Origin of the sequence: Aquiflexum sp. TKW24L (assembly GCF_023502205.1) — a bacterium.
Lineage (GTDB): Bacteria > Bacteroidota > Bacteroidia > Cytophagales > Cyclobacteriaceae > Cognataquiflexum.
The window spans coordinates 33,566-52,237 of the sequence record NZ_JAMFLG010000010.1 but is presented as its reverse complement, the minus strand read 5'-3'; the positions used below and the strand labels follow the sequence as shown (position 1 = coordinate 52,237).

15 protein-coding genes are annotated in these 18,672 nt (G+C 40.9%); 10 read left to right on the top strand and 5 right to left on the bottom strand.

Going from position 1 to position 18,672, the window contains the following annotated elements:
• Window position 1 precedes the first annotated feature (1 nt).
• Window positions 2-1,726, bottom strand: a complete 1,725-nt coding sequence (locus tag M3O96_RS08830; RefSeq protein ID WP_249719977.1) for a BamA/TamA family outer membrane protein — start codon at window positions 1,724-1,726, stop codon at window positions 2-4.
• Between the two features lie 46 nt (window positions 1,727-1,772).
• Here M3O96_RS08830 and hemW point away from each other — a divergent pair, with 46 nt between their 5' ends.
• Together hemW and M3O96_RS08820 are read left to right on the top strand one after the other, a co-directional pair.
• Window positions 1,773-2,900, top strand: coding sequence for a radical SAM family heme chaperone HemW (hemW, locus tag M3O96_RS08825; RefSeq protein ID WP_249719976.1), 1,128 nt, complete (start codon window positions 1,773-1,775; stop codon window positions 2,898-2,900).
• Between the two features lie 21 nt (window positions 2,901-2,921).
• Window positions 2,922-3,236, top strand: a complete 315-nt coding sequence (locus tag M3O96_RS08820) for a DciA family protein (RefSeq protein ID WP_249720052.1) — start codon at window positions 2,922-2,924, stop codon at window positions 3,234-3,236.
• A gap of 1 nt (window position 3,237) precedes the next feature.
• On the opposite strand, the gene M3O96_RS08815 is transcribed toward M3O96_RS08820, so the two are convergent.
• Complete coding sequence (locus tag M3O96_RS08815; protein WP_249719975.1) at window positions 3,238-3,930, bottom strand: DUF4197 domain-containing protein; 693 nt, start codon at window positions 3,928-3,930, stop codon at window positions 3,238-3,240.
• Window positions 3,931-4,048: 118 nt separating this feature from the next.
• Between M3O96_RS08815 and M3O96_RS08810 the strand changes: the two genes are divergently transcribed.
• The 6 genes from M3O96_RS08810 (at window position 4,049) to M3O96_RS08785 (ending at window position 11,224) form a co-directional block, all read left to right on the top strand.
• Entirely contained in the window at window positions 4,049-6,112 is a 2,064-nt protein-coding gene (locus M3O96_RS08810) for a GAF domain-containing SpoIIE family protein phosphatase (RefSeq protein WP_249719974.1), read from the top strand.
• Between the two features lie 30 nt (window positions 6,113-6,142).
• On the top strand, window positions 6,143-6,475 hold the full coding sequence (locus M3O96_RS08805) for an STAS domain-containing protein (RefSeq protein ID WP_249719973.1): 333 nt from the start codon (window positions 6,143-6,145) through the stop codon (window positions 6,473-6,475).
• 3 nt (window positions 6,476-6,478) lie between these two features.
• On the top strand, window positions 6,479-6,895 hold the full coding sequence (locus M3O96_RS08800; protein WP_249719972.1) for an ATP-binding protein: 417 nt from the start codon (window positions 6,479-6,481) through the stop codon (window positions 6,893-6,895).
• 88 nt (window positions 6,896-6,983) lie between these two features.
• The gene (locus M3O96_RS08795; protein ID WP_249719971.1) at window positions 6,984-8,993 is read left to right on the top strand and encodes a peptidylprolyl isomerase; all 2,010 of its coding nucleotides are present in this window, start codon (window positions 6,984-6,986) and stop codon (window positions 8,991-8,993) included.
• Window positions 8,977-9,849: a peptidyl-prolyl cis-trans isomerase gene (locus tag M3O96_RS08790; RefSeq protein ID WP_249719970.1), complete on the top strand. Its 873-nt coding sequence runs from the start codon at window positions 8,977-8,979 to the stop codon at window positions 9,847-9,849. The genes M3O96_RS08795 and M3O96_RS08790 overlap by 17 nt, the downstream gene beginning before the upstream one ends.
• A gap of 37 nt (window positions 9,850-9,886) precedes the next feature.
• Window positions 9,887-11,224 (top strand): peptidylprolyl isomerase, encoded by a 1,338-nt coding sequence (locus M3O96_RS08785; RefSeq protein WP_249720051.1) that lies wholly within the window; start codon window positions 9,887-9,889, stop codon window positions 11,222-11,224.
• 269 nt (window positions 11,225-11,493) lie between these two features.
• Here M3O96_RS08785 and M3O96_RS08780 read toward each other — a convergent pair whose 3' ends face one another.
• Together M3O96_RS08780 and M3O96_RS08775 are read right to left on the bottom strand one after the other, a co-directional pair.
• Entirely contained in the window at window positions 11,494-12,744 is a 1,251-nt protein-coding gene (locus M3O96_RS08780) for a cystathionine gamma-synthase family protein (protein WP_249719969.1), read from the bottom strand.
• A gap of 203 nt (window positions 12,745-12,947) precedes the next feature.
• Window positions 12,948-15,752 (bottom strand): YCF48-related protein, encoded by a 2,805-nt coding sequence (locus M3O96_RS08775; protein WP_249719968.1) that lies wholly within the window; start codon window positions 15,750-15,752, stop codon window positions 12,948-12,950.
• Between the two features lie 177 nt (window positions 15,753-15,929).
• Between M3O96_RS08775 and M3O96_RS08770 the strand changes: the two genes are divergently transcribed.
• Entirely contained in the window at window positions 15,930-16,583 is a 654-nt protein-coding gene (locus tag M3O96_RS08770; protein WP_249719967.1) for a Tll0287-like domain-containing protein, read from the top strand.
• Window positions 16,584-16,605: 22 nt separating this feature from the next.
• The gene (locus tag M3O96_RS08765; protein WP_249719966.1) at window positions 16,606-17,295 is read left to right on the top strand and encodes an NAD(P)H-dependent oxidoreductase; all 690 of its coding nucleotides are present in this window, start codon (window positions 16,606-16,608) and stop codon (window positions 17,293-17,295) included.
• 101 nt (window positions 17,296-17,396) lie between these two features.
• Here the strand turns inward: M3O96_RS08765 and M3O96_RS08760 are convergent, their stop codons facing one another.
• Entirely contained in the window at window positions 17,397-18,533 is a 1,137-nt protein-coding gene (locus M3O96_RS08760) for an amidohydrolase (protein ID WP_249719965.1), read from the bottom strand.
• Window positions 18,534-18,672 lie beyond the last annotated feature (139 nt).

Genomic DNA, 18,672 nt, shown 5'->3' with positions numbered 1-18,672 from the left:
GTTAGAATCTACCGGTATATCCAAAATGAATTTTGGAAAGGTTAAGTGAAAAATCCTGGTTGTTAGACCGCCCCAAACCATATATGAAATTGAAGATACCGTTTCCTGTCTCAAGACTCAATCCCATCCCTGCAGAGAAGGTAGTATCTATTCCAAGGTCTTGAATGCTGTTTCCAAATCTTCCCATATCGGCAAAAATCATAAAATAAGAGTAGGTATCAAAATAAAACCTCGGCTCAAAATTGAGATAGAGGTATTTGTCAGCAAAAAAGAAATTTTCATTGAAGCCCCTGACACTTTGAAGACCTCCGATTCTGAAAAGGTCATTTAATAGAATATTTTTATTTTCTACCATGCCTCCTGCTAGTCTAGTGAAAATCCCCCAGCGCGGTGAAAAATAAATATGCTTTTCCAACTTGCCCTCCATATAATATTGTAATGTTTTGAGTTCAATATCTTCATACAGACTAGGTGGAAGGCCCGTATTCTGCAATATGTTTTTATTGCCAATTGCAAATTCTATTTGAGCCAAAGCCCCTCTTCTAGGAAAGAAAACATCATCAAGCCAGATATGGCGATAATTCAGGCCGTAATTATTGAACCTAAAATCACCCGCCTCTGGAAGCTGGGTAATTTCTTCAAGTCCATAGACGGCAAGCAAATCCCCTGCCTGCCTTCTGGTGAAGAAACTGAGATAGCCGTCAGAATTGAACCTATATCCAAAATTGAGTCGGAAATCCCTATTGAGAAAAGTAGTGTCTTCTTTCAAAAGAGAAAAAGAAATGCTTGCATCGATGTTTGACCCGAGAAGCAAAGGTTCAAATCCTGCTATCTTCAAGGTTTGTGATAGTTGGTTGAACCGCTGCCAATGCAATTCATAATTCCGGCCGGTCCCGGCTACATTATAAAGTGCAATGTCGAATTGGCCCGTTACCAGCATTTTGCCTCCCTCATTTTCATTTGGCAAAAAACCGATGATACCATCAATGGAATTGATTCTTCTGTCGTTGATCGGGAGGTATAAGGTCGCTTCCTCGTTTTGAAAACTCAATTCAGGTTCTCCAGCCCATTTGAGGTATGGAAGTCCGCGGATTTGCTGTATTCCTTCATCAATCTTTTTCTGGGAAAAAACCTCTCCACGCCTGATCTGTAAAAAACGGGATAAGAATTCAGGCTTAGTTTTGGTGTCACCTGTGATTTTTAAGGAATCAAAAGTAATTTTTGGTCCTGAATCCAAGTCCAATGATCCCGAAAAACCATTTCCTGTTCTTTCCAAACTATCCAGTCGGATGGCTGTAAAAGGATAACCTCTATTTTCGGACTCTTTGAGAAGAGACTCAAAGAGTTTCGAAACCTGTCTATAATCGAAAGGCTTTCCTGAAAACCTTTTCATGTCCACACCAGCTTTAACCATCAACAGCGGATCCACATTGCCGGGCCTCAACGCTACCCATTCGAACTTTTGCCCTGTATCCACTTTGAGCCAGAGCGAATCAGGTGTGGATTTGATCACTGCTTCTCTTGGCGCCAAATAACCCAAGCTGTACAGTTCTTGATACTTTGTTCTGATAAAATTTGAAACCGCTGCAGAATCCCTAAAAATCTCTTCTTCCTGAATACCCAGCTCTCCTACCAATTCCCAACGGAGCCATTTCCCTTCTTGAGAATATCCGGAAGAGCAGAAAATATAAAATAATGGAAACAGGAAAATGAGGATTCTTTTCAACTTTGACCAGCAGGTTTAAGTATCTTTGAAGGCTAAAGTAAATAAATTGTCCGGTATCTACATCCATATCCCATTTTGTAAGCAGGCATGTCATTATTGTGATTTCCACTTTAGTACCAATAAGGACTTGATGGAGGATATGGTTGATTCCATTTGCCTCGAACTCGAACAAAGGAAGGACTTTTTTCAAAAAGGAGATGCCGTCAAGACAGTATATTTTGGCGGAGGCACACCATCATTACTTTCAAAACATCATTTGGAAAGGATTTTGGAGAAAATCACCACAAGGTATTCTTTGGATTTGGAAGAGGTGACCCTCGAAGCCAATCCCGATGACCTCAGTACTTCAAATCTCCAAAACTGGAAAGCTTTGGGAATTGACAGGTTGAGCATCGGCATACAGACCTTCAATCCTGAGATCCTAAAATTTTATAACCGTGCACATACAGCGGAGGAATCATTGAAAGCCATCGAATCCGCCAAGTCAACAGGATTTGAAAAGTTATCTGTTGATTTGATCTATGGATTTCCATCTACTAACCATGACCTCTGGAAAAGAGACCTCGAGATCGCATTGTCCCAAAACCCCAGACATATCAGCAGCTATTGTCTGACTGTTGAGCCTAAGACAGCGCTTGGAAATTGGCACAAAAAAGGAAAATACAAAGCTGCCTCGGAGGATTTTGCTGCTGAACAGTTTGAAATCCTCATGCAGTCAATGGAAGATGCCGGCTATGTTCAATACGAGATTTCCAATTTTGGGAAGTCCGATCAATTTGCCATCCACAATACCAATTATTGGCTTGGTGTCCCTTATCTTGGAATTGGTCCAAGTGCACATTCTTTTGACGGCAAAAACCGGGGATCGAATATTGCCAACAATGCCCAATACATCAAAAAGCTGAAAACCGGGGAAAGTATCTACGCCAAAGAAATTCTCAGTAAAGAAGATGCTGCCAACGATTACCTCCTCACGTCTCTGAGAACCATTTGGGGAACAGACCTGACTTATTTAAAGGACTATTCGGGTTATGACCTGGCAGATTTGAAAAAAGACACCTTCAAGATGTTAAGGCAAGAAAAACTCATTCTGGAAGACACCAACAAAATCATCCTGACCAAAAAAGGAAGATTGTTGGCAGACAGTATTGCTGAATCTCTTTTTTTACCCTAAATAAAATTACCTTTGGACATGATGGAAAAGTACGGCAACAACGGCGGTAGAAAGAAGGAAGCGACACCATTAAAGGAGGCTTTTGAAGATTTGTTGAAAGCCTACAGGCTCAAGGACAAATTTGACGAGAGGTTACTGCTACAGGCTTGGCCGGAACTGATGGGCAAAATGGTCGCCTCACGCACCTCCGGCCTGTATATTAAGGAAAAGAAACTTTTTGTGAAAATTACCTCAGGACCCGTCAAGAATGAATTGAAAATGAACCGTACCAAAGTCATGGAACTGATTGAAACCAAGTTTGGCAAAGGTGTCATCGAAGAAATTGTATTTCTTTAGATCAATCCTGTTGGGCAAAAACCCTCTTCATCAGGTCTGTAGTCCTGCCTGTCGGATTTGCCCTTATATTTTTCTCCTCCTCAGCTATTAGCGTAAAAAGACCATCTATTGCTTTCTGAGTGACATAAGCATTTAAATCAGGATCGATTTTTTGTTTGGTCAGAGGTATTGAATTGTAAGATTTTGCGAGATCTCCATAATATTTTGTGGCACCTACTTCATCCAATGACGCTTGTATTTTGGGCTGAAATAAGGCAACCAACTGGGCATTCGTGGTTCTTCTCAGGTATTCGGTCGCTGCGGTTTGATCACCTTTTAGGATTCCAAATGCATCCTGAATCGTCATTTGTTTGATTGCATTGACAAAAATCGGCTTGGCTTCTTTGGCGGCACTTTCTGCGCCTCGGTTGATGGATAACAAAGCACGGTCTACTTCACTTCCCAATCCCATCTGCCTCAAGGTCTTTTCTACTTTGCGGGCATCCTCCGGAAGTAGAATCTTGATGATTTCATTTTTGAAATACCCATCAGTCACCGAGGCAAGGTCGGTTCCTTTCGAAATACCCTGCTCAAGGGCTTGTTTTAAACCTTCTGCTACCTCATTTTGAGACAAAGGAATTTGTCCTGAGGAGACGTCTTTGAGAAGTTTATTGATTTGTGCAGTAGAACAACTGTATAAAAAAATGAATAGCATTAGAAAAGAAATCTTGTATAATCGCATAGAGTTTTTTAACATTTATTTAGACTTATGGCTTTTAACGCCTTCAGGAAAATTAAGTTTGTTTCAGTATTATTGTATTCAAATTCCACGAATGCTTAAAATCCCAACTCCAAATATCGGTAAAGTAAGTATTTTGGTGGCCATCCTGACTTGGTTGGCTTTACTTTTTGTAGATATCACGAGAATTTTCCAGTCAGTGAATCAGATGGAGAATACCCTTGCTCCTGAGATATCCTACATCCTGGAGATTTTGTTCTTTATTCTTGTATATATTTTTTACAACCACTCGATCAATAAAAATGAAAACATTGATTTTCTGAATCTCATCTGGAGGGGTGTTTCAACAGGGCTCTTAGCGTCATTTATTACATTGGCGATCAACATCTTTTACAGGATGCTTGGGGAAAGTAAATTGGGTTCGGACCCATTGCTAAACAACTTTTTCTACCATGTTAATTTTGCTTTTCTTACGCTCTTTCTCGTTTCCTGTTCATTGCTTTGGAAGCATCTAATACTCTACCAGAAAACAAAAAAAGTCGTACAGCAGTGGCAGGCTTTTGAGGTTTTGATGTTGATGAGTATGTTTTTCGTTTTCTTCAATGGTAATAATCTAGACTACAGTTTCCTTTTTGGCTTGGTATTCCTGACCATTTTCTCAGCTTCACTTTCAATCAACCTGAAATGGATTCCCTATTTGACTTTCAAAGAAAAATGGAAGTCCATCTTATTTCTGGTGATCATCCTGATCTGTACCACTTATCTTTTTTCAGGAATGTTGTCCTACAGTGACAGTGACATTACTTTTCTCAACCTTACAGACAACCTGTTCTTGTTAGGGCTTTTTGCTTTTGTATTTATATACACACTTTTCAGCTTTTTGGTGACGTTGTTCAATCTTCCGACTTCTTCTGTATTTGAGCAAAAGCTGGTAGAAGCCATCAATTTTCAAAGGCTCAGTCAATCCATCAAACCCGGACAGGACGAAAGCCAAGTCTTGGATATTCTGATTGATTCAAGCATGAGTGCTTCGTACGCGGATGGCGGTTGGCTTGAGATTTTGGACAAAGACCAAATCCCACAGTTGATCCAAAAAAGATTCATTGATGAAGATATCCGTCAGGAGATCATCACATTATTCCAAACCATTAAACCATTTTCGGAGTTTGAATGGACGCTGGATGACAACGATGCAAGGAAATTCTATGGAAAAATCCCCCATAACATTTACAAATCGGCTTTTTTGATTCCACTGGTAGTCAATAAAAAAACAATCGGAAGGATGTACTTGGTCAAAGAAGTGCGGGACGGATTTAACAAGGAGATGATCAATATCATCACCACTTTTGTGGGGCAGGCCTCCATTTCGGTAGAAAACTACAGACTGCTCAATGAGGCTATCAAAACAGAAAGGTACAAAGAGGAGTTAAAAATTGCCCAGCGTGTGCAACGGAGTTTATTGCCCAAAGAGCTTCACCACAATGAAAAATTTGAAATTTGCGGATTTTCTGTTGCGGCAGATGAAGTGGGCGGGGATTATTACGAGACCAAAAACCTAGAAGAAGGAGTATTTGCTATTATTATCGGGGATGTATCGGGCAAGGGTACTTCCGCAGCCTTCAATATGTCCCAAATGAAAGGGATATTTCATAGCTTGGTACAGCTCAATCCTAGCCCCGGCGAGTTTTTATACAAAGCCAACACTGCCCTAAGCCAATGTCTGGAAAGAAACCACTTTATCACCACTTCTTACTTTCTATTGGATACAGTCCAACAATCCATCAGGTACAGTCGAGCCGGGCATTGTCCTACCTTATTTTATGACCATAGTGAAAATAAAGCCGAATACTTAAGTGCCGATGGATTGGGTTTGGGAATTGTGCGCAATACCAATTATAGGAATTACATCCATGAATCTGAGTTCAGTTATGAAAAGGAAGATGTCCTTGTGCTCTACACAGACGGGATCATAGAAGCCACAAATAAAAAAGGGGAGGAATTTGGATACAATAATCTCAAAACCACTTTGGTAAAATATAAACACCTCAGCGCAGACAAAATCCAGAAAGAGATCATCAACCATGTATATCAATTTGTAGGGGAGGGAGGAATACCCGATGATGACTTTTCCATCATGGTAATCAAGTTCAACTCATAACCAAACATTTACAAACCCGTAATTAATAAGATGCTTAACATAGAGAAACAAATTGAAAATGAAAGTTGGGTCCTTAAATTGACAGGAGAGATTGATGCTAGCAACTCCGTAGAATTGGATGCAGCCATGAGTCAGGTGGTGGAAAATGGAGCAAAAATCATTTTAATTGATTGTTCTGGTCTAGAGTACATCTCTTCAGCGGGACTTGGCGTATTCATGTCTTACCTTGAGGAATTTGAAGAAAACAATATTAAAATGGCCATTTATGCTCTGAAAGAAAAAGTTTTCCAAGTCTTCCACATCCTAGGACTTGACCAATTGATTACTATCAAGCATACAAAAGAAGAAGCTCTGGAGGGTTGAAATATGAATTCCCAATTAAGATTATATTGCGATACAGCCCAATTGTCGGACCTGAGACAGTTTTTGGAAGCAATTCTAAAGCAAACCCAGCTGTCTGAAGTCGAGCAGCATCAGGTGATCTTGGCTGTGGAAGAAGTCTGTGCCAACATGATCATCCACTCGCATGACTGCAATTCCAAAGAATTTATTGATCTCAATGTAATTTCATCCCAAAGTATGCTTGTTTTTGAAATAGTGGATTTTGGTGAGGGATTTAATATTCTCGAATACCAAGAACCTGAAATATCTCAGGTGATCAAATCGAAAAGAAAAGGAGGTATCGGCATCATTCTAGTCAAAAGAATCATGGATAAAATTGAGTTTGAATCTTTTGAAAACAAAAATGTCTGTCGCCTATATAAAAATCTCAATTCCAAATAATTGTTAATTAGGATATCTTAATCGTCAATGCGTCCCGAGTTTTTCAATTTAATTTGTAACATTGCACTTGTTTTCCGGCAATTCATTTATGATTAGTACAAGTCGATTTCTTTTCTTAGTCCTGATTTTTGCATTATCATGTAGCCCGAAATCTACTGTCATGCAGGTAGAAAATCAGGATAACATTCCGTCACCATTAATATCAATTGGCAACAATGCGGTATATGGAGATGAATTTTTACACATGTTATCCAAAAACAGAGAATTCAAAAATTCTGAGAACAAAATCTCAGAAGCTGAATTTCAGGAAAATATGGATCTTTTTATCAATTACAAGCTCAAAGTCAAAGAGGCGGAAAGCCTTGGATTGGATAGGACCGAGGAGTTTGCAAGAGAGTTTGAGGTATTCAAAGATGACCTTACTCAGCCATTTTTGATCAAAAATTCCCTTCAGGAGGGGGAGTTGATGAAAGCATATAACAGGATGAAGGAGATAGTCAAAGCCAGCCACATCTTGTTGCAGTTTCCACCAAATGCCAGTCAGGCAGATTCGGTTTCAGTATTGAGAATGGCGCTCAAACTGAAGGAAGAAGCCGAAAAAGGTGCGGATTTCAACGAATTGGCTTTTCAACATTCCGATGATCCTTCAGCCAAGGAAAACAGGGGAAGCTTGGGTTATTTCACAGCATTACAGATGGTTTCCGCTTTTGAGGATGCTGCCTTTTCTATGCAGATTGGGCAGATTTCTGATCCGATAATCACCAGCTTTGGATACCATATCATCAAGCTGGAGGACAGACAACCCAACCCGGGTGAAGTAAAAGTTTCACATATTTTGGTAAGGTCCCAAGGAAATGATCCAGTAACAGAAGAAAGAATATTAAGAAGAGTTAGCGAAATATACACTGAGCTGCAAAAACCCGAAAGCTCATGGGAAGAAATCTGCAATCTTTATTCTGAGGATTCTGGAACCAAAAATAGCGGAGGTTCCCTGCCTTGGATTGGCTTGGGTTCTGTAATACCTGAATTCGAAAGGGCTGCCTTTTCCCTTCAGGAAGAGGGAGAAATTTCACCTCCGGTCAAAACACCTTTTGGATACCATATTATCAGGTTGGAAGACAAAAAACCACTTGCAAGCTATGAGGAGATGGAATCTTCTATCAAATCCAGAATCCTAAGGGATAGCCGGTCCACTTTGATCCAATCGCAAGTAATAGCTATCCAGAAATCGAAGTATCTATATGTTGAGAACGAGATTTTTGTTGATTCGATCAATAGCCTCTTTTCTTCCACTGCAAGACAGGAAATAGCAAATACCATAGAGACCAAAAACCTACTTGACTCGATTTTATTCAGTATAAACAAAACCCCTAATACTGTAAAAGGCCTTCTTGATTTTATTCAAGAGGACAGGCAGGTGGTAAGAACCAATACCCAGAATTACTTTAAAACCTGGTTTGACAAATTTGTGGAAGTGAAGCTTCAGGAAGCTGAAATCAACGATTTGATGACCAACAACGAGGAATACAGGCTGATGATCCAGGAATACAGAGACGGAATCTTGCTTTTCTCGCTGATGAACGAACAGGTTTGGCAAAAAGCCATCGAAGACAGTGTGGGCCAAGTAGCCTTTTATCAGGAAAACGTGGAAAAATACCAATGGAATGAAAGGGTGCAGGCTTTGATTGTAACCATGGCCAAAGAAGAAAGTATACCTTCAGTCCGAAGATTTTTGGCCGACAAAAAATACCAGCCAAACCTCGTAGACCGTTTAGAAAATACATTTCTACTCAATAATCCACTTGCCTTCACCATTTCGGAAGGAATCTATGAATGGCAGCAGCATCCGATTCTGAAAAATGCGGATCTGACCAAAAATTTTCAGGAACTGCGTTTGGAAAACAAAACCTACATGGTGGTTTTTGGAGAAAAAGTTTTACCTGGACCAAAGAAATTTGAAGAAACAAGGGGAAAAGTAATCCAGGATTATCAGGAATATCTCGACAAAAAACTCATCGCTTCCCTGAAGGAAAAATACGTTGTAGAGATCAATGAAGAGGAAAAACAAAAAATATTTGACCTTGCGGTGGAGAAGTAATCTTGTTATCCTTTTCTTTCTGTCCACTATCAGTGCCTGCGACTTCTTTAGGTTCAAATCACAGGAAGAGGTAGAAAATGATCCTATCCTTGCCACTGTAGACAACCAAAATCTTCACTGGTCGGAGCTTTTATTTATCGGTTCAGAAAGTAAGTCTGTTGAAGACAGTGCAAATCTAGCAAACAGATACGTGCAGTCTTGGGTCAGAAAGCAACTTCTGATCAAAGAAGCCGGTAAGTCAATGGCGTTTGATGAGGCAGAAATCAACAGGAAACTACTAGATTATAAATATGCTTTGATGGTATACGAATTTGAAAAAAAGTATGTCGAAGAAAACTTAGATTATAAAGTCAGTCAAAAAGAGATAGAAGATTATTATCAAGTTAATAAAGTCAACTTCAGCCTAAAGGAAATCATCGTCAGGTTGAATTTTGTGAAAATTGAAAAAGGGTCTGCGCAAAACAGTCAAGTTGAAAGACTGCTTCGGTCCCAAAGTCAAAAAGATTCAGATTCATTTAAAGAATTGGCGGCTAATTCGGGAACCAATTATTTTCTTGAAGACTCCACTTGGATCAAACTGGATGACATCATTATCAATACCCCTTTGGCTAACCATCCTAACAAAGTGGAATTGGTCCGAAGCAACAAGTATGTTACGACTGAGGATGAGCGGTTTAAATATCTTATCAAGATAATAGAATACAAATTACAAGATCAAGTTCCACCTCTGGAATTTGTCCGGGAGGAGATCACAAAAATCCTGATCAACAAAAGAAGGATTGAACTCGTCGATCAATTACAGAAAGAAGTTTATAACAGAGCACTTGAAAAAAATGAATTTAAGATATATGAGTAGATTAAATTATTTGCTTGCTTTTTGTGCATTGAATCTGATGGCCCTTCAGGCAATCGCACAAACGGAAGTAAAAACAGAACCTTCCCCACCTTCAGGTCAGGTCATTGATAAAATTGTAGCCAAAGTCAATAATTATATTTTGCTGGAGTCTGAAATCCAAAAATCTTACCTTGAAGCCATTTCCCAATCCCAGCAGGATATCCAACCACCTACAAGATGTGAGGTCTTTGAATCATTGCTAATCAGTAAAATGATGGTGGCCAAGGCAGAAATTGACTCTGTGTTGGTGAATGATGCAGAGGTGCTGTTTCAAGCGGATCAGAGGTTTTCTATGGTCATGCAGCAGTTTGGAGGAGATGAAAATATGTTGGCAGAAGTTTATGGAAAAACAGCAGACCAACTGAAATCAGAAATTCATGACATGTTGAAGGAGCAACTTATTGTCTCCAAAATGCAGGCTAAAATAACCGAAGGATTGTCAATTTCACCTGCTGATGTCCGCAAATTTTTCAATGAGATACCTAGAGATTCCCTGCCCTTCTTTTCCGCAGAAGTGACGGTAGGTCAGATTGTCAGAAAACCGGAAGTAAACCAAAAGGTAAAAAATGATATTGTAGCGGAGCTAAGTGGACTCAAAGCCCAGATCATGGATGGAAAAAATGATTTCCAAACCTTAGCTAAGCAATATTCGCAAGATCCGGGATCTGCTGCATTAGGCGGTGAACTTGGATTTTTTAGAAGAGGAGAGCTCGCCCCGGAATATGAGGCAACGGCACTAGGTTTGGAACCCTTGGAAATCAGCGATCCGGTAGAAACTACTTTTGGTTTTCACATGATTCAGCTTTTGGAAAAAAGAGGAAACACATTCAATACCCGTCATATTCTAATCAGGCCGGAGCCATCCGAACAGGATATTCTGGATGCCGAAAGATTTTTGGACAGTATCCGGACTGTGATCCAATCAGGAAAGATTGAATTTGCCAAAGCCGCAAAAGAAAACTCACAAGACAGAGCGACTTCTGATAATGGGGGATATTTTGTGGATCCTGGTAACAATTCAAGCAGGCTGACACTAAGAACACTTGACGACCCTGTTTTATATTTCACCTTGGACAGTATGAAAGTGGGCTCTATTACTCCCCCTATCCGTTTTGAAACCGAAAGAGAAGGTCCGCAAGTCAGGATTCTATTTTACAAAGAAAGGTTTCCTGCCCACCGGGCCAACCTAGAGGATGATTATGAAAAAATGAAAGCCGCTACGAGAAGGAAGAAAGAGGAAGGAATGCTCAGTAGGTGGTTTACCACAGCCAAAGAAGATGTGTTCATTGACATTGATCCTGCCTATGACAGGTGTGATGTGTTGGGGAAAAAGTAATCAGACGACAGTCGACAGTCCAGAACCTCACTTACTGCAATCTCCCCTCGCGTCGTCTTGAATCCGAGGTACAGCCTGTCCCGTTTTCTTCGGGAAGGATGAAAGATCTCAAAATAAAAAAGACTCTTCGCTTTACTCAGAGTGACGACCCTGACAATTCTGGCATTGGTCGTTGTTTTGATAATTGCAGAATAGTCTAAATTCAAAAATTCATACCAATCTTGAAAATTTAAAAAGAAGAGCTTCCCAATCTGGAAGCTCTTCTCTCTTTAGGCCTTTTCCAAAGCCTGTTGGACATCCCAAATGATATCGGAATGGTGCTCGATACCTATGGAAAGCCTGATCAATTTTTCGCTGATACCCAATAATTTTCGATCGGATTCTGAAACATCACTGTGTGTCATTGTAGCCGGATGTTCTGCAAGGGATTCTGTACTGCCCAAAGATACTGCGAGCTTCATTAGCTTAAGGTTATTCAAAAACATAAACGCTTCTTTTTCTCCTCCTTTGATTTCAAAAGAAAGCATTGCCCCAGCAGAATTTTGTTGTTTTTTGAATATATCATACTGTGGATCCCCCGGCTCAAGATGTCCGAGGTAATAAACTTTTTCGACTTTTGGATGTGATTTTAAAAAGTCCGCCACTTCCACGGCATTGCTTGCCTGCTTGGTCATCCTGACTTTGAGTGTCTCCAGACTCCTCATCAACAGCCAACCTGTCCAAGGTCCTGCCATATTGCCAAGAAATGTCCTCAGGGTTCTTACCCGCTTCATATGCTTGGAATTTCCCAAGACTGCCCCTGCGATCAAGTCAGAGTGTCCGCCGATGTATTTGGTAGCCGAATACACTATCAAATCCACCCCATGCTTTAATGGATGTTGCCAAAGTGGACCCATGTAAGTATTGTCGACACAGACCACGATTTCCTTTTCAGGAGTGCTCAGGCGGTCTGCTACCTCTCTGCAAACTGATAGGTCAAAAAGTGCATTGGTTGGATTGGCAGGGGTCTCTACATAGACCATTTTTACTTTATCGGTCAATCCCCGTTGTTTGATCTTGTCAAGAATTTCATCTGCGGACTGATCAGCCGTGAATCCAAAATTATTGATGCCATATTGAGGCAGGACTTTGTTGATAAAATGATCCGTGCCACCATAGACAGGTTTGCTGTAAAGCAATATATCTCCAGGCCTCAAAAATTCCAACATTACAGTAGAAATGGCGGACATGCCACTTTCAAAAACAGCACATTCCTCGGCCTGATCCCACAAACATAGTCGCTCCTCCAAAATCTGCAAATCAGGATTATTCAGTCTGCTGTAGATCAATCCCAATTCTTCGTTTGGTTCTTTTTCTCTTTTGCCATAGGCAACTTGGAAAAAAGCCTTGCCCTCCTCCGCTGTTTTAAAAACAAATGTGCTTGTTTGGAAAATGGGGCATTTAATCGCACCTTCTGACAACTCAGGCTTGTACCCATGAGTCATCATTAAACTCTCTGGTTGGAAATATCTCTCTTGCATTTCAATTGGGTTTATGCAGGCAAATGACAATAAATTATTGATTATTGTCAATAGAGATAAAAAATATTATTCTGATTTTATAAAAAAAACTTTATAATAATTTCTTTAAAAAAATATAAAATATTGAAAAATACAAATTGGAGAAATTTTATTTCAATTTGTCCATACTATGGACACCAGTACTTCCTTAAAATAAGGAAAGATTATCTTACCAGAAGTTTGTGTTTGTATTCTTTTTCCCTGCTTCTGACCGTGACAAAATACAAACCTTTTGGAAGGTTATTGAAAACTACCATATCAACTCCCAACTCTGGTTTTACTTCTTGTATTTCCTTGCCCATGATGTCGGAGACTTTTACCTGATTGACACCGATGATACCGGCAAAGGATACCCAGACATCACCTTGTGATGGATTGGGATATACATTTGTTTTACCTGAAGAAGGTTCTTTTCCAATACTTGTGATGAAATTGACATTCACTTTCAGCGAGGTTTCCGGTCCTGAATTACAGCTATTCATCCCCTTGACAGTAATGGTAAAATCCCCTTGCTTTTCCCACATGACAGTAATCTTATTTGTCCCCTGACCTGAGATAATCCTAGCGGCATTGTTACTGATTTGCCATTGAAAATTGACATCAGGCACATTGGTCACTTCATACACTTCCTCTGTCAAGCCTACTCTATCGGGGCCTATGATTTCAGATGTTTGGCTAGGCGGAGAGATTACTTGTATCGCTTTTGAGAAGAAAGTCCCTTCACCGCAGGGATTGGTCGGTTTGATTTTCAACTCATTTTGTCCTCCTTTCGTCCACTGGACTTTCACTTTGGAAGTCCCTTGGCCCTCGGTAATCATTCCTCCTGTGAGTTCCCAAATGAAAATTGTACCGGGAACATCGTTGACTTGGTATTCCTCAAAATTTTCGAAGCACACCACGCCCTCACCTTGTATTTCTGTAATATTTCTAGGAGTAGTGGAAACCAGTACTTCGAGTCCCATAGTGCCACCATTGCCACAGTTATTAGTTCCTCTCACTAGTACGGCATTTCTACCTGAAGCATCCCAACGGACTGTAATCCTGCTAGTGCCTTGACCTTCTAAAATCGTCCCACCATCTACGCGCCACTCAAAAACAGCATCGGCATCCGTGTTTTGCACTTGGTAGACTTGCTGACTGATACAGATATTACTTTCTCCAAATATAACAGTGGGCGTCTCGGGTACCTGACAGCTGTAATTGAACAAGGAACCGTTTTCTCCAACAGCAAAGCCACTGCTCAAATCGCCGAAACTGATCCCTGAAAAATCCTGAAAGGTTCCGGTTGGTAACACGGTCCAAGTCAAACCGCCATCGCGGGTCATGAGCATCAGTCCTTTTTCACCTGCAACAAAACCAATAGACTCATCTAGAAAATCCACTGCTGCGAGGTTTTTTGTTTCTGATAAAGTGATTTTGGTCCAAGAAATTCCCCTGTCGGAAGTTTTTAAAACAGTACCATTCTTTCCAACCACTACAGCAGAATTGGGATCCAAAATATCCATATCTATCAAGTCCTCCGACGTAGGCACGGTTACTTTTTGCCATTGTACCCCATCTTCGGTCCTGGCCAAAAATCCGTTTTGACCGATGACCACACCAGCCAGGTTGTCAAAAAATATAAGTTCACGAAGTGTCTCAGATGTTCCACTTACAGAAATTTTCTCCCAATTAACCCCTGAATCAATTGTCCTTGCCATAAACCCGTTTTCTCCTACCGCATAGCCGGATGCATTTGCAAAAAAATGTAAACCATAAATCGTATTGTCAATTGGAGGATTTAGGGAAGTCCAGTTTGCACCGGAATTGCCTGTCCGAAGCGCTACTCCATTATCTCCAACAATATATCCAAATGCATTTGTCGTGAAAGCAAGGTCATGAAAGGTTCCCGAGACCGGTCGGGATCTATTGGTCAGCGTGGTGCCTCCGTTGGATGTCACCAAAAACAAACCCCGCTCCCCAACAATATAACCCAATGTCGCTGTCCTAAACTGGGTTGCTTTGTAATTTACATCCAAGCCTGTTTGTCGCACAGTCCAGTTCGCACCTGAGTTAACAGATGATATGATGGTACCATTTGTTCCTACAGCAAAAATCACATTGGAGGTTTTTCTGAAACTTGCTCCAAAATACGTTTCGATATTGGAAATATTGATGCCATCAAAAGTGATTCCGCCATTAGTTGTCCTTAAGACGGTGCCATTTTCACCCAAGATGACTCCTAGATTTGGATTCGACCTGTTAAATGACATAGCGGTCAAATTACGCTCTGTTCCGCTAGTTACTGTGGTCCAAGTCGTTCCTGCATCTGCTGTTTTGAGGATCAATCCACTTTGACCTACTGAAAAGCCTGTTTTTCCTGAAGAAAAATAGATATCATTGAGCGGGTTGGATTGGCCTGTATTTTGGATTGACCAGTTGTTGCCGGAGTTAAATGTCCTGACGATTTTCCCGTCTGCAGTAGCAACATATCCCGTATCCTGGTTTGCAAAATAGAGGCGCTTGAGGTCTACTGTCGTTCCTACTGATTGTTTTGCCCAACTCTGTCCGCCATTGGTACTTCGGTAGACTTCACCCCCATCACCCACTGCGTATGCGCGGGTCTGGGTCAGGAATTTCACACTTCGCAAGGTGTTGCTTGTGCCTGTATTGATTGATACCCAATTGGAACCTCCATTTGAGGTTCGGAAGACTTCTCCCTTTTCCCCTACCATCAAGCCTAGGTTTTCATCAAAAAAATCGACTCCCCACATTCTGGTCTTGGTGGGAGCTTCCTGCTCCACCCAACTCAAGCCTCCGTCGATAGTCTTTAAAATAAGCTGGTTGCCGGAAACATAACCTGTTTCCTCTGTCGCCCAGGAAATATCTGTCAATTGGTTGCCTCGGCCACCTACTCTTTTCCAAGTCTGGGAATAACCAAAAGAATGGATAAGTATAAAAATCAGAAGAGTTAGTATGCGTTTTGTCATCAATAGAGGGGATTCAACAAATACAAAAATAGGACTTTAAACCAAAAATGAAAGGTTTCGGCATGGATCGGGAAAGCCGAAACCTGCCTAATTAGGACATTTAAACCACAAACAGCAATAAACTTTTTACTAACTCATCTTTTAACCTTATTTTTATACTTGAGAATTAAAAAAAATATGAAAAAAATATTCGGGTTTTTGTTGATAATCATCCTTTTATCTTCCTGCGGGTCAAATGAAAGGGTAAGCAAGGAGGTTTTTGAGGAAGTGAACAAAAGCATGGAAGTCAAAAAACTCAACGAGGCAGATATAATTCAGGCAGGTATGAAGTGGGGAGACGAAATAAGCACCGAAGCACAGCAGCAACTGATCAGTGCTCTGCAAAAGGCCATTGAGGAAAAAGGAGTCCCAGGTGCCATCCAATTTTGCAATGTTGAAGCTTTACCTATACTCCAAGAAGTAAGTGCCAAATATGGAGTAACCGTCCGCCGGGTATCTAACAGGTTCCGAAATCCCCAAGACAAACCAACAGAGGATGAAATCGGGATTTTAGAGGCGTATGAATACAATGCCGAAAACGAGCTTCCACTTGATCCAAGTATCCAGAAGTTTGAAAATGGTGAGGTCTATTTATACAGCAAAGCTATCAAAATCCCAAATGCAATGTGTCTCAGCTGTCATGGCCAACCGGGAACTGACATCAGTGCGGAAACTCAAAAAGCCCTTAGCGAATTGTACCCCCAAGACAATGCCACAGGTCACAAAATAGGTGATTTGAGAGGGATGTGGAGTATCCGGATTCCGAAAAAAGAAGTAGTCAAAAAAATGTAAATTCTCTTAAGCCCTATTTACCATGAAGCCATTTCCAAAATCACTATTTTTTCTTAAAGTCCTTTTTCTGTTTTATCTCTCCCATATTTTTTTGGTTCAAAGTCTTTCTGCTGAGATAAAAAAGGAACATGTCTTGATCATATTGGCCCATCCCAATCCGGATAGTTTCAATCATGCTATCTCCAAAACGGTGGAAGAAAGGTTGCTACAAAAAGGTCATTTAGTGCATGTCAGGGATTTATACATGATGGGTTTCGACCCAATTCTTTCTTTGGAAGAATGGAAAAGATACGATTCCCAAGCAGGCGAATCTTCCCAAGATGTCATCACCGAACAGGCTGAAATCCAATGGGCCAATCACCTCATTCTGATTTATCCGACATGGTGGTGGTCACCCCCGGCAATGATGAAAGGCTATTTGGATCGGGTATTCACGCCGGTTTTTGCATTTGAGGCTGATATAGAAGGAATAAGAGGAAAGCTCCAAAATAAAAAAGTCAGCATCATTCAGACCACAGGAGCTGATGAAACCTTTATCAAAGAAAATGGTATGGATGAATCCGTCAGGAAATTAATGGGTCTTGGAATTTTTGGATTTTGCGGCATGCAGGTCGCCAACCATGAATTCCTGATGGGAATCTCAGCCAAATCCTACGACGAACTCAAAGTTGTCCTTGAGGAAGTGGATTCAATGGTGAGTGGGTGGTTTTGAAGCTTTATAGTAAAAGTCATATTGCAGCAAAGTGGATTTAGGTGAATAAATATTCGTGATTTGAAAAGGCTCTTTTATATTTTCAAATCCTTTTTGCATCATTATGTATGCAATCCATTAGCAATTTCCACAAACATGCTAACCCCTGTTTTTATCAACTCATCAGGAAAATCAAAATTGGATTCATGGAGTTGCGGATGATCCACTCCTGACCCTAGACCAAACAACAAAGTTTTGGTATGGGAAGAAAAAAGGCCAAAATCCTCCGACCATCTGAACGGTTTTTCGACATGGCGGATATCCAAATTCAATTTTTTGGCCGCATCCAAACCGATTTGCCATGCCTCGGGATTATTGTGTGTCGCCGCGAAACTTTCTACAAAATCAAAAGAAACTCCCAATCCATATTCTTCGGCAATTTGTGTAGCCAATTGTTCGGCATAAGAAACCAAGAGGTCCCGGGTTTCGTTTTCAAATGCCCGTAAAGTCGCCCTGACCACCGCTGTACCGGGAGTGGTCCCAAATGCAAGGCTTCCCAACTCAGCATGGATGACGGTGACAAGTGAAAATTTTTCGACGCCTTGGGGAAGTTTTTCCAATGCTACAATGGTTTTGGCCATGGCTTCCGCAGGACTGTTACCGGCTTCGGGATGCGCAGAATGCGAGTTTCTACCTTTGAAATGAATACTCATCCCCACGGATGCCGCAGCAAAAGGGCCTTGTTTTATCAAAATCTGATGAAGTGGATATCCGGGAAGATTATGAAGGGCAAAAGCAAAATCAGGCTGGATTTCAGCGAATTTGGGATCTTTGATGACTGCTTCTGCCCCTTCGCCGGTTTCTTCGGCAGGTTGGAAAAGTAGGACAACCCGTCCTATTTGCGGCCTATTGGCAGAAAAGTAAGTACCCAAGCCACTGACAATAGCCATGTGTCCATCATGCCCACAGACATGGGAGGTGTTTGGGATTGTACTGAGATGGGAAATGCTGTTTTCTTCTTTGATCGGTAGGCCGTCAAGCTCGCAGCGGAATAAAGTGGTCGGTCCGGGATATTTTCCTTGAAAAACAAAAGCCAAGCCTGTTCCTCCAAATCCTGTGATGGTTTTGTCAGGATTCAAAAAGCTGAAAAAGTCAAGGACTCTTTTGGCCGTTTCTTTTTCCTGACCAGAAAGTTCAGGGAATTGATGAAGGGTTTTTCTGAATTCGGTGAGGTTTTTGATCGTGGGATTGTCGAGCATTTTATTTGATATTTTAAGAAATTTAAGGGATTTGAAATCCAAAGCCAACCCATTTTACACGGAATCCACTTCAATGTCTTGAGAAAAAATTATATCAAAGGCCTCCATGCACTTACAAAAAATAAAGAACTTTTTTATA

Coding starts and splice junctions, on each gene's coding strand:
- M3O96_RS08820 (WP_249720052.1), top strand. CDS start 2,922: ATGGAAAAGTACGGCAACAACGGCGGTAGAAAGAAGGAAGCGACACCA.
- M3O96_RS08815 (WP_249719975.1), bottom strand. CDS start 3,930: ATGCTATTCATTTTTTTATACAGTTGTTCTACTGCACAAATCAATAAA.
- M3O96_RS08810 (WP_249719974.1), top strand. CDS start 4,049: ATGCTTAAAATCCCAACTCCAAATATCGGTAAAGTAAGTATTTTGGTG.
- M3O96_RS08805 (WP_249719973.1), top strand. CDS start 6,143: ATGCTTAACATAGAGAAACAAATTGAAAATGAAAGTTGGGTCCTTAAA.
- M3O96_RS08800 (WP_249719972.1), top strand. CDS start 6,479: ATGAATTCCCAATTAAGATTATATTGCGATACAGCCCAATTGTCGGAC.
- M3O96_RS08795 (WP_249719971.1), top strand. CDS start 6,984: ATGATTAGTACAAGTCGATTTCTTTTCTTAGTCCTGATTTTTGCATTA.
- M3O96_RS08785 (WP_249720051.1), top strand. CDS start 9,887: ATGGCCCTTCAGGCAATCGCACAAACGGAAGTAAAAACAGAACCTTCC.
- M3O96_RS08780 (WP_249719969.1), bottom strand. CDS start 12,744: ATGCAAGAGAGATATTTCCAACCAGAGAGTTTAATGATGACTCATGGG.
- M3O96_RS08775 (WP_249719968.1), bottom strand. CDS start 15,752: ATGACAAAACGCATACTAACTCTTCTGATTTTTATACTTATCCATTCT.
- M3O96_RS08770 (WP_249719967.1), top strand. CDS start 15,930: ATGAAAAAAATATTCGGGTTTTTGTTGATAATCATCCTTTTATCTTCC.
- M3O96_RS08765 (WP_249719966.1), top strand. CDS start 16,606: ATGAAGCCATTTCCAAAATCACTATTTTTTCTTAAAGTCCTTTTTCTG.
- M3O96_RS08760 (WP_249719965.1), bottom strand. CDS start 18,533: ATGCTCGACAATCCCACGATCAAAAACCTCACCGAATTCAGAAAAACC.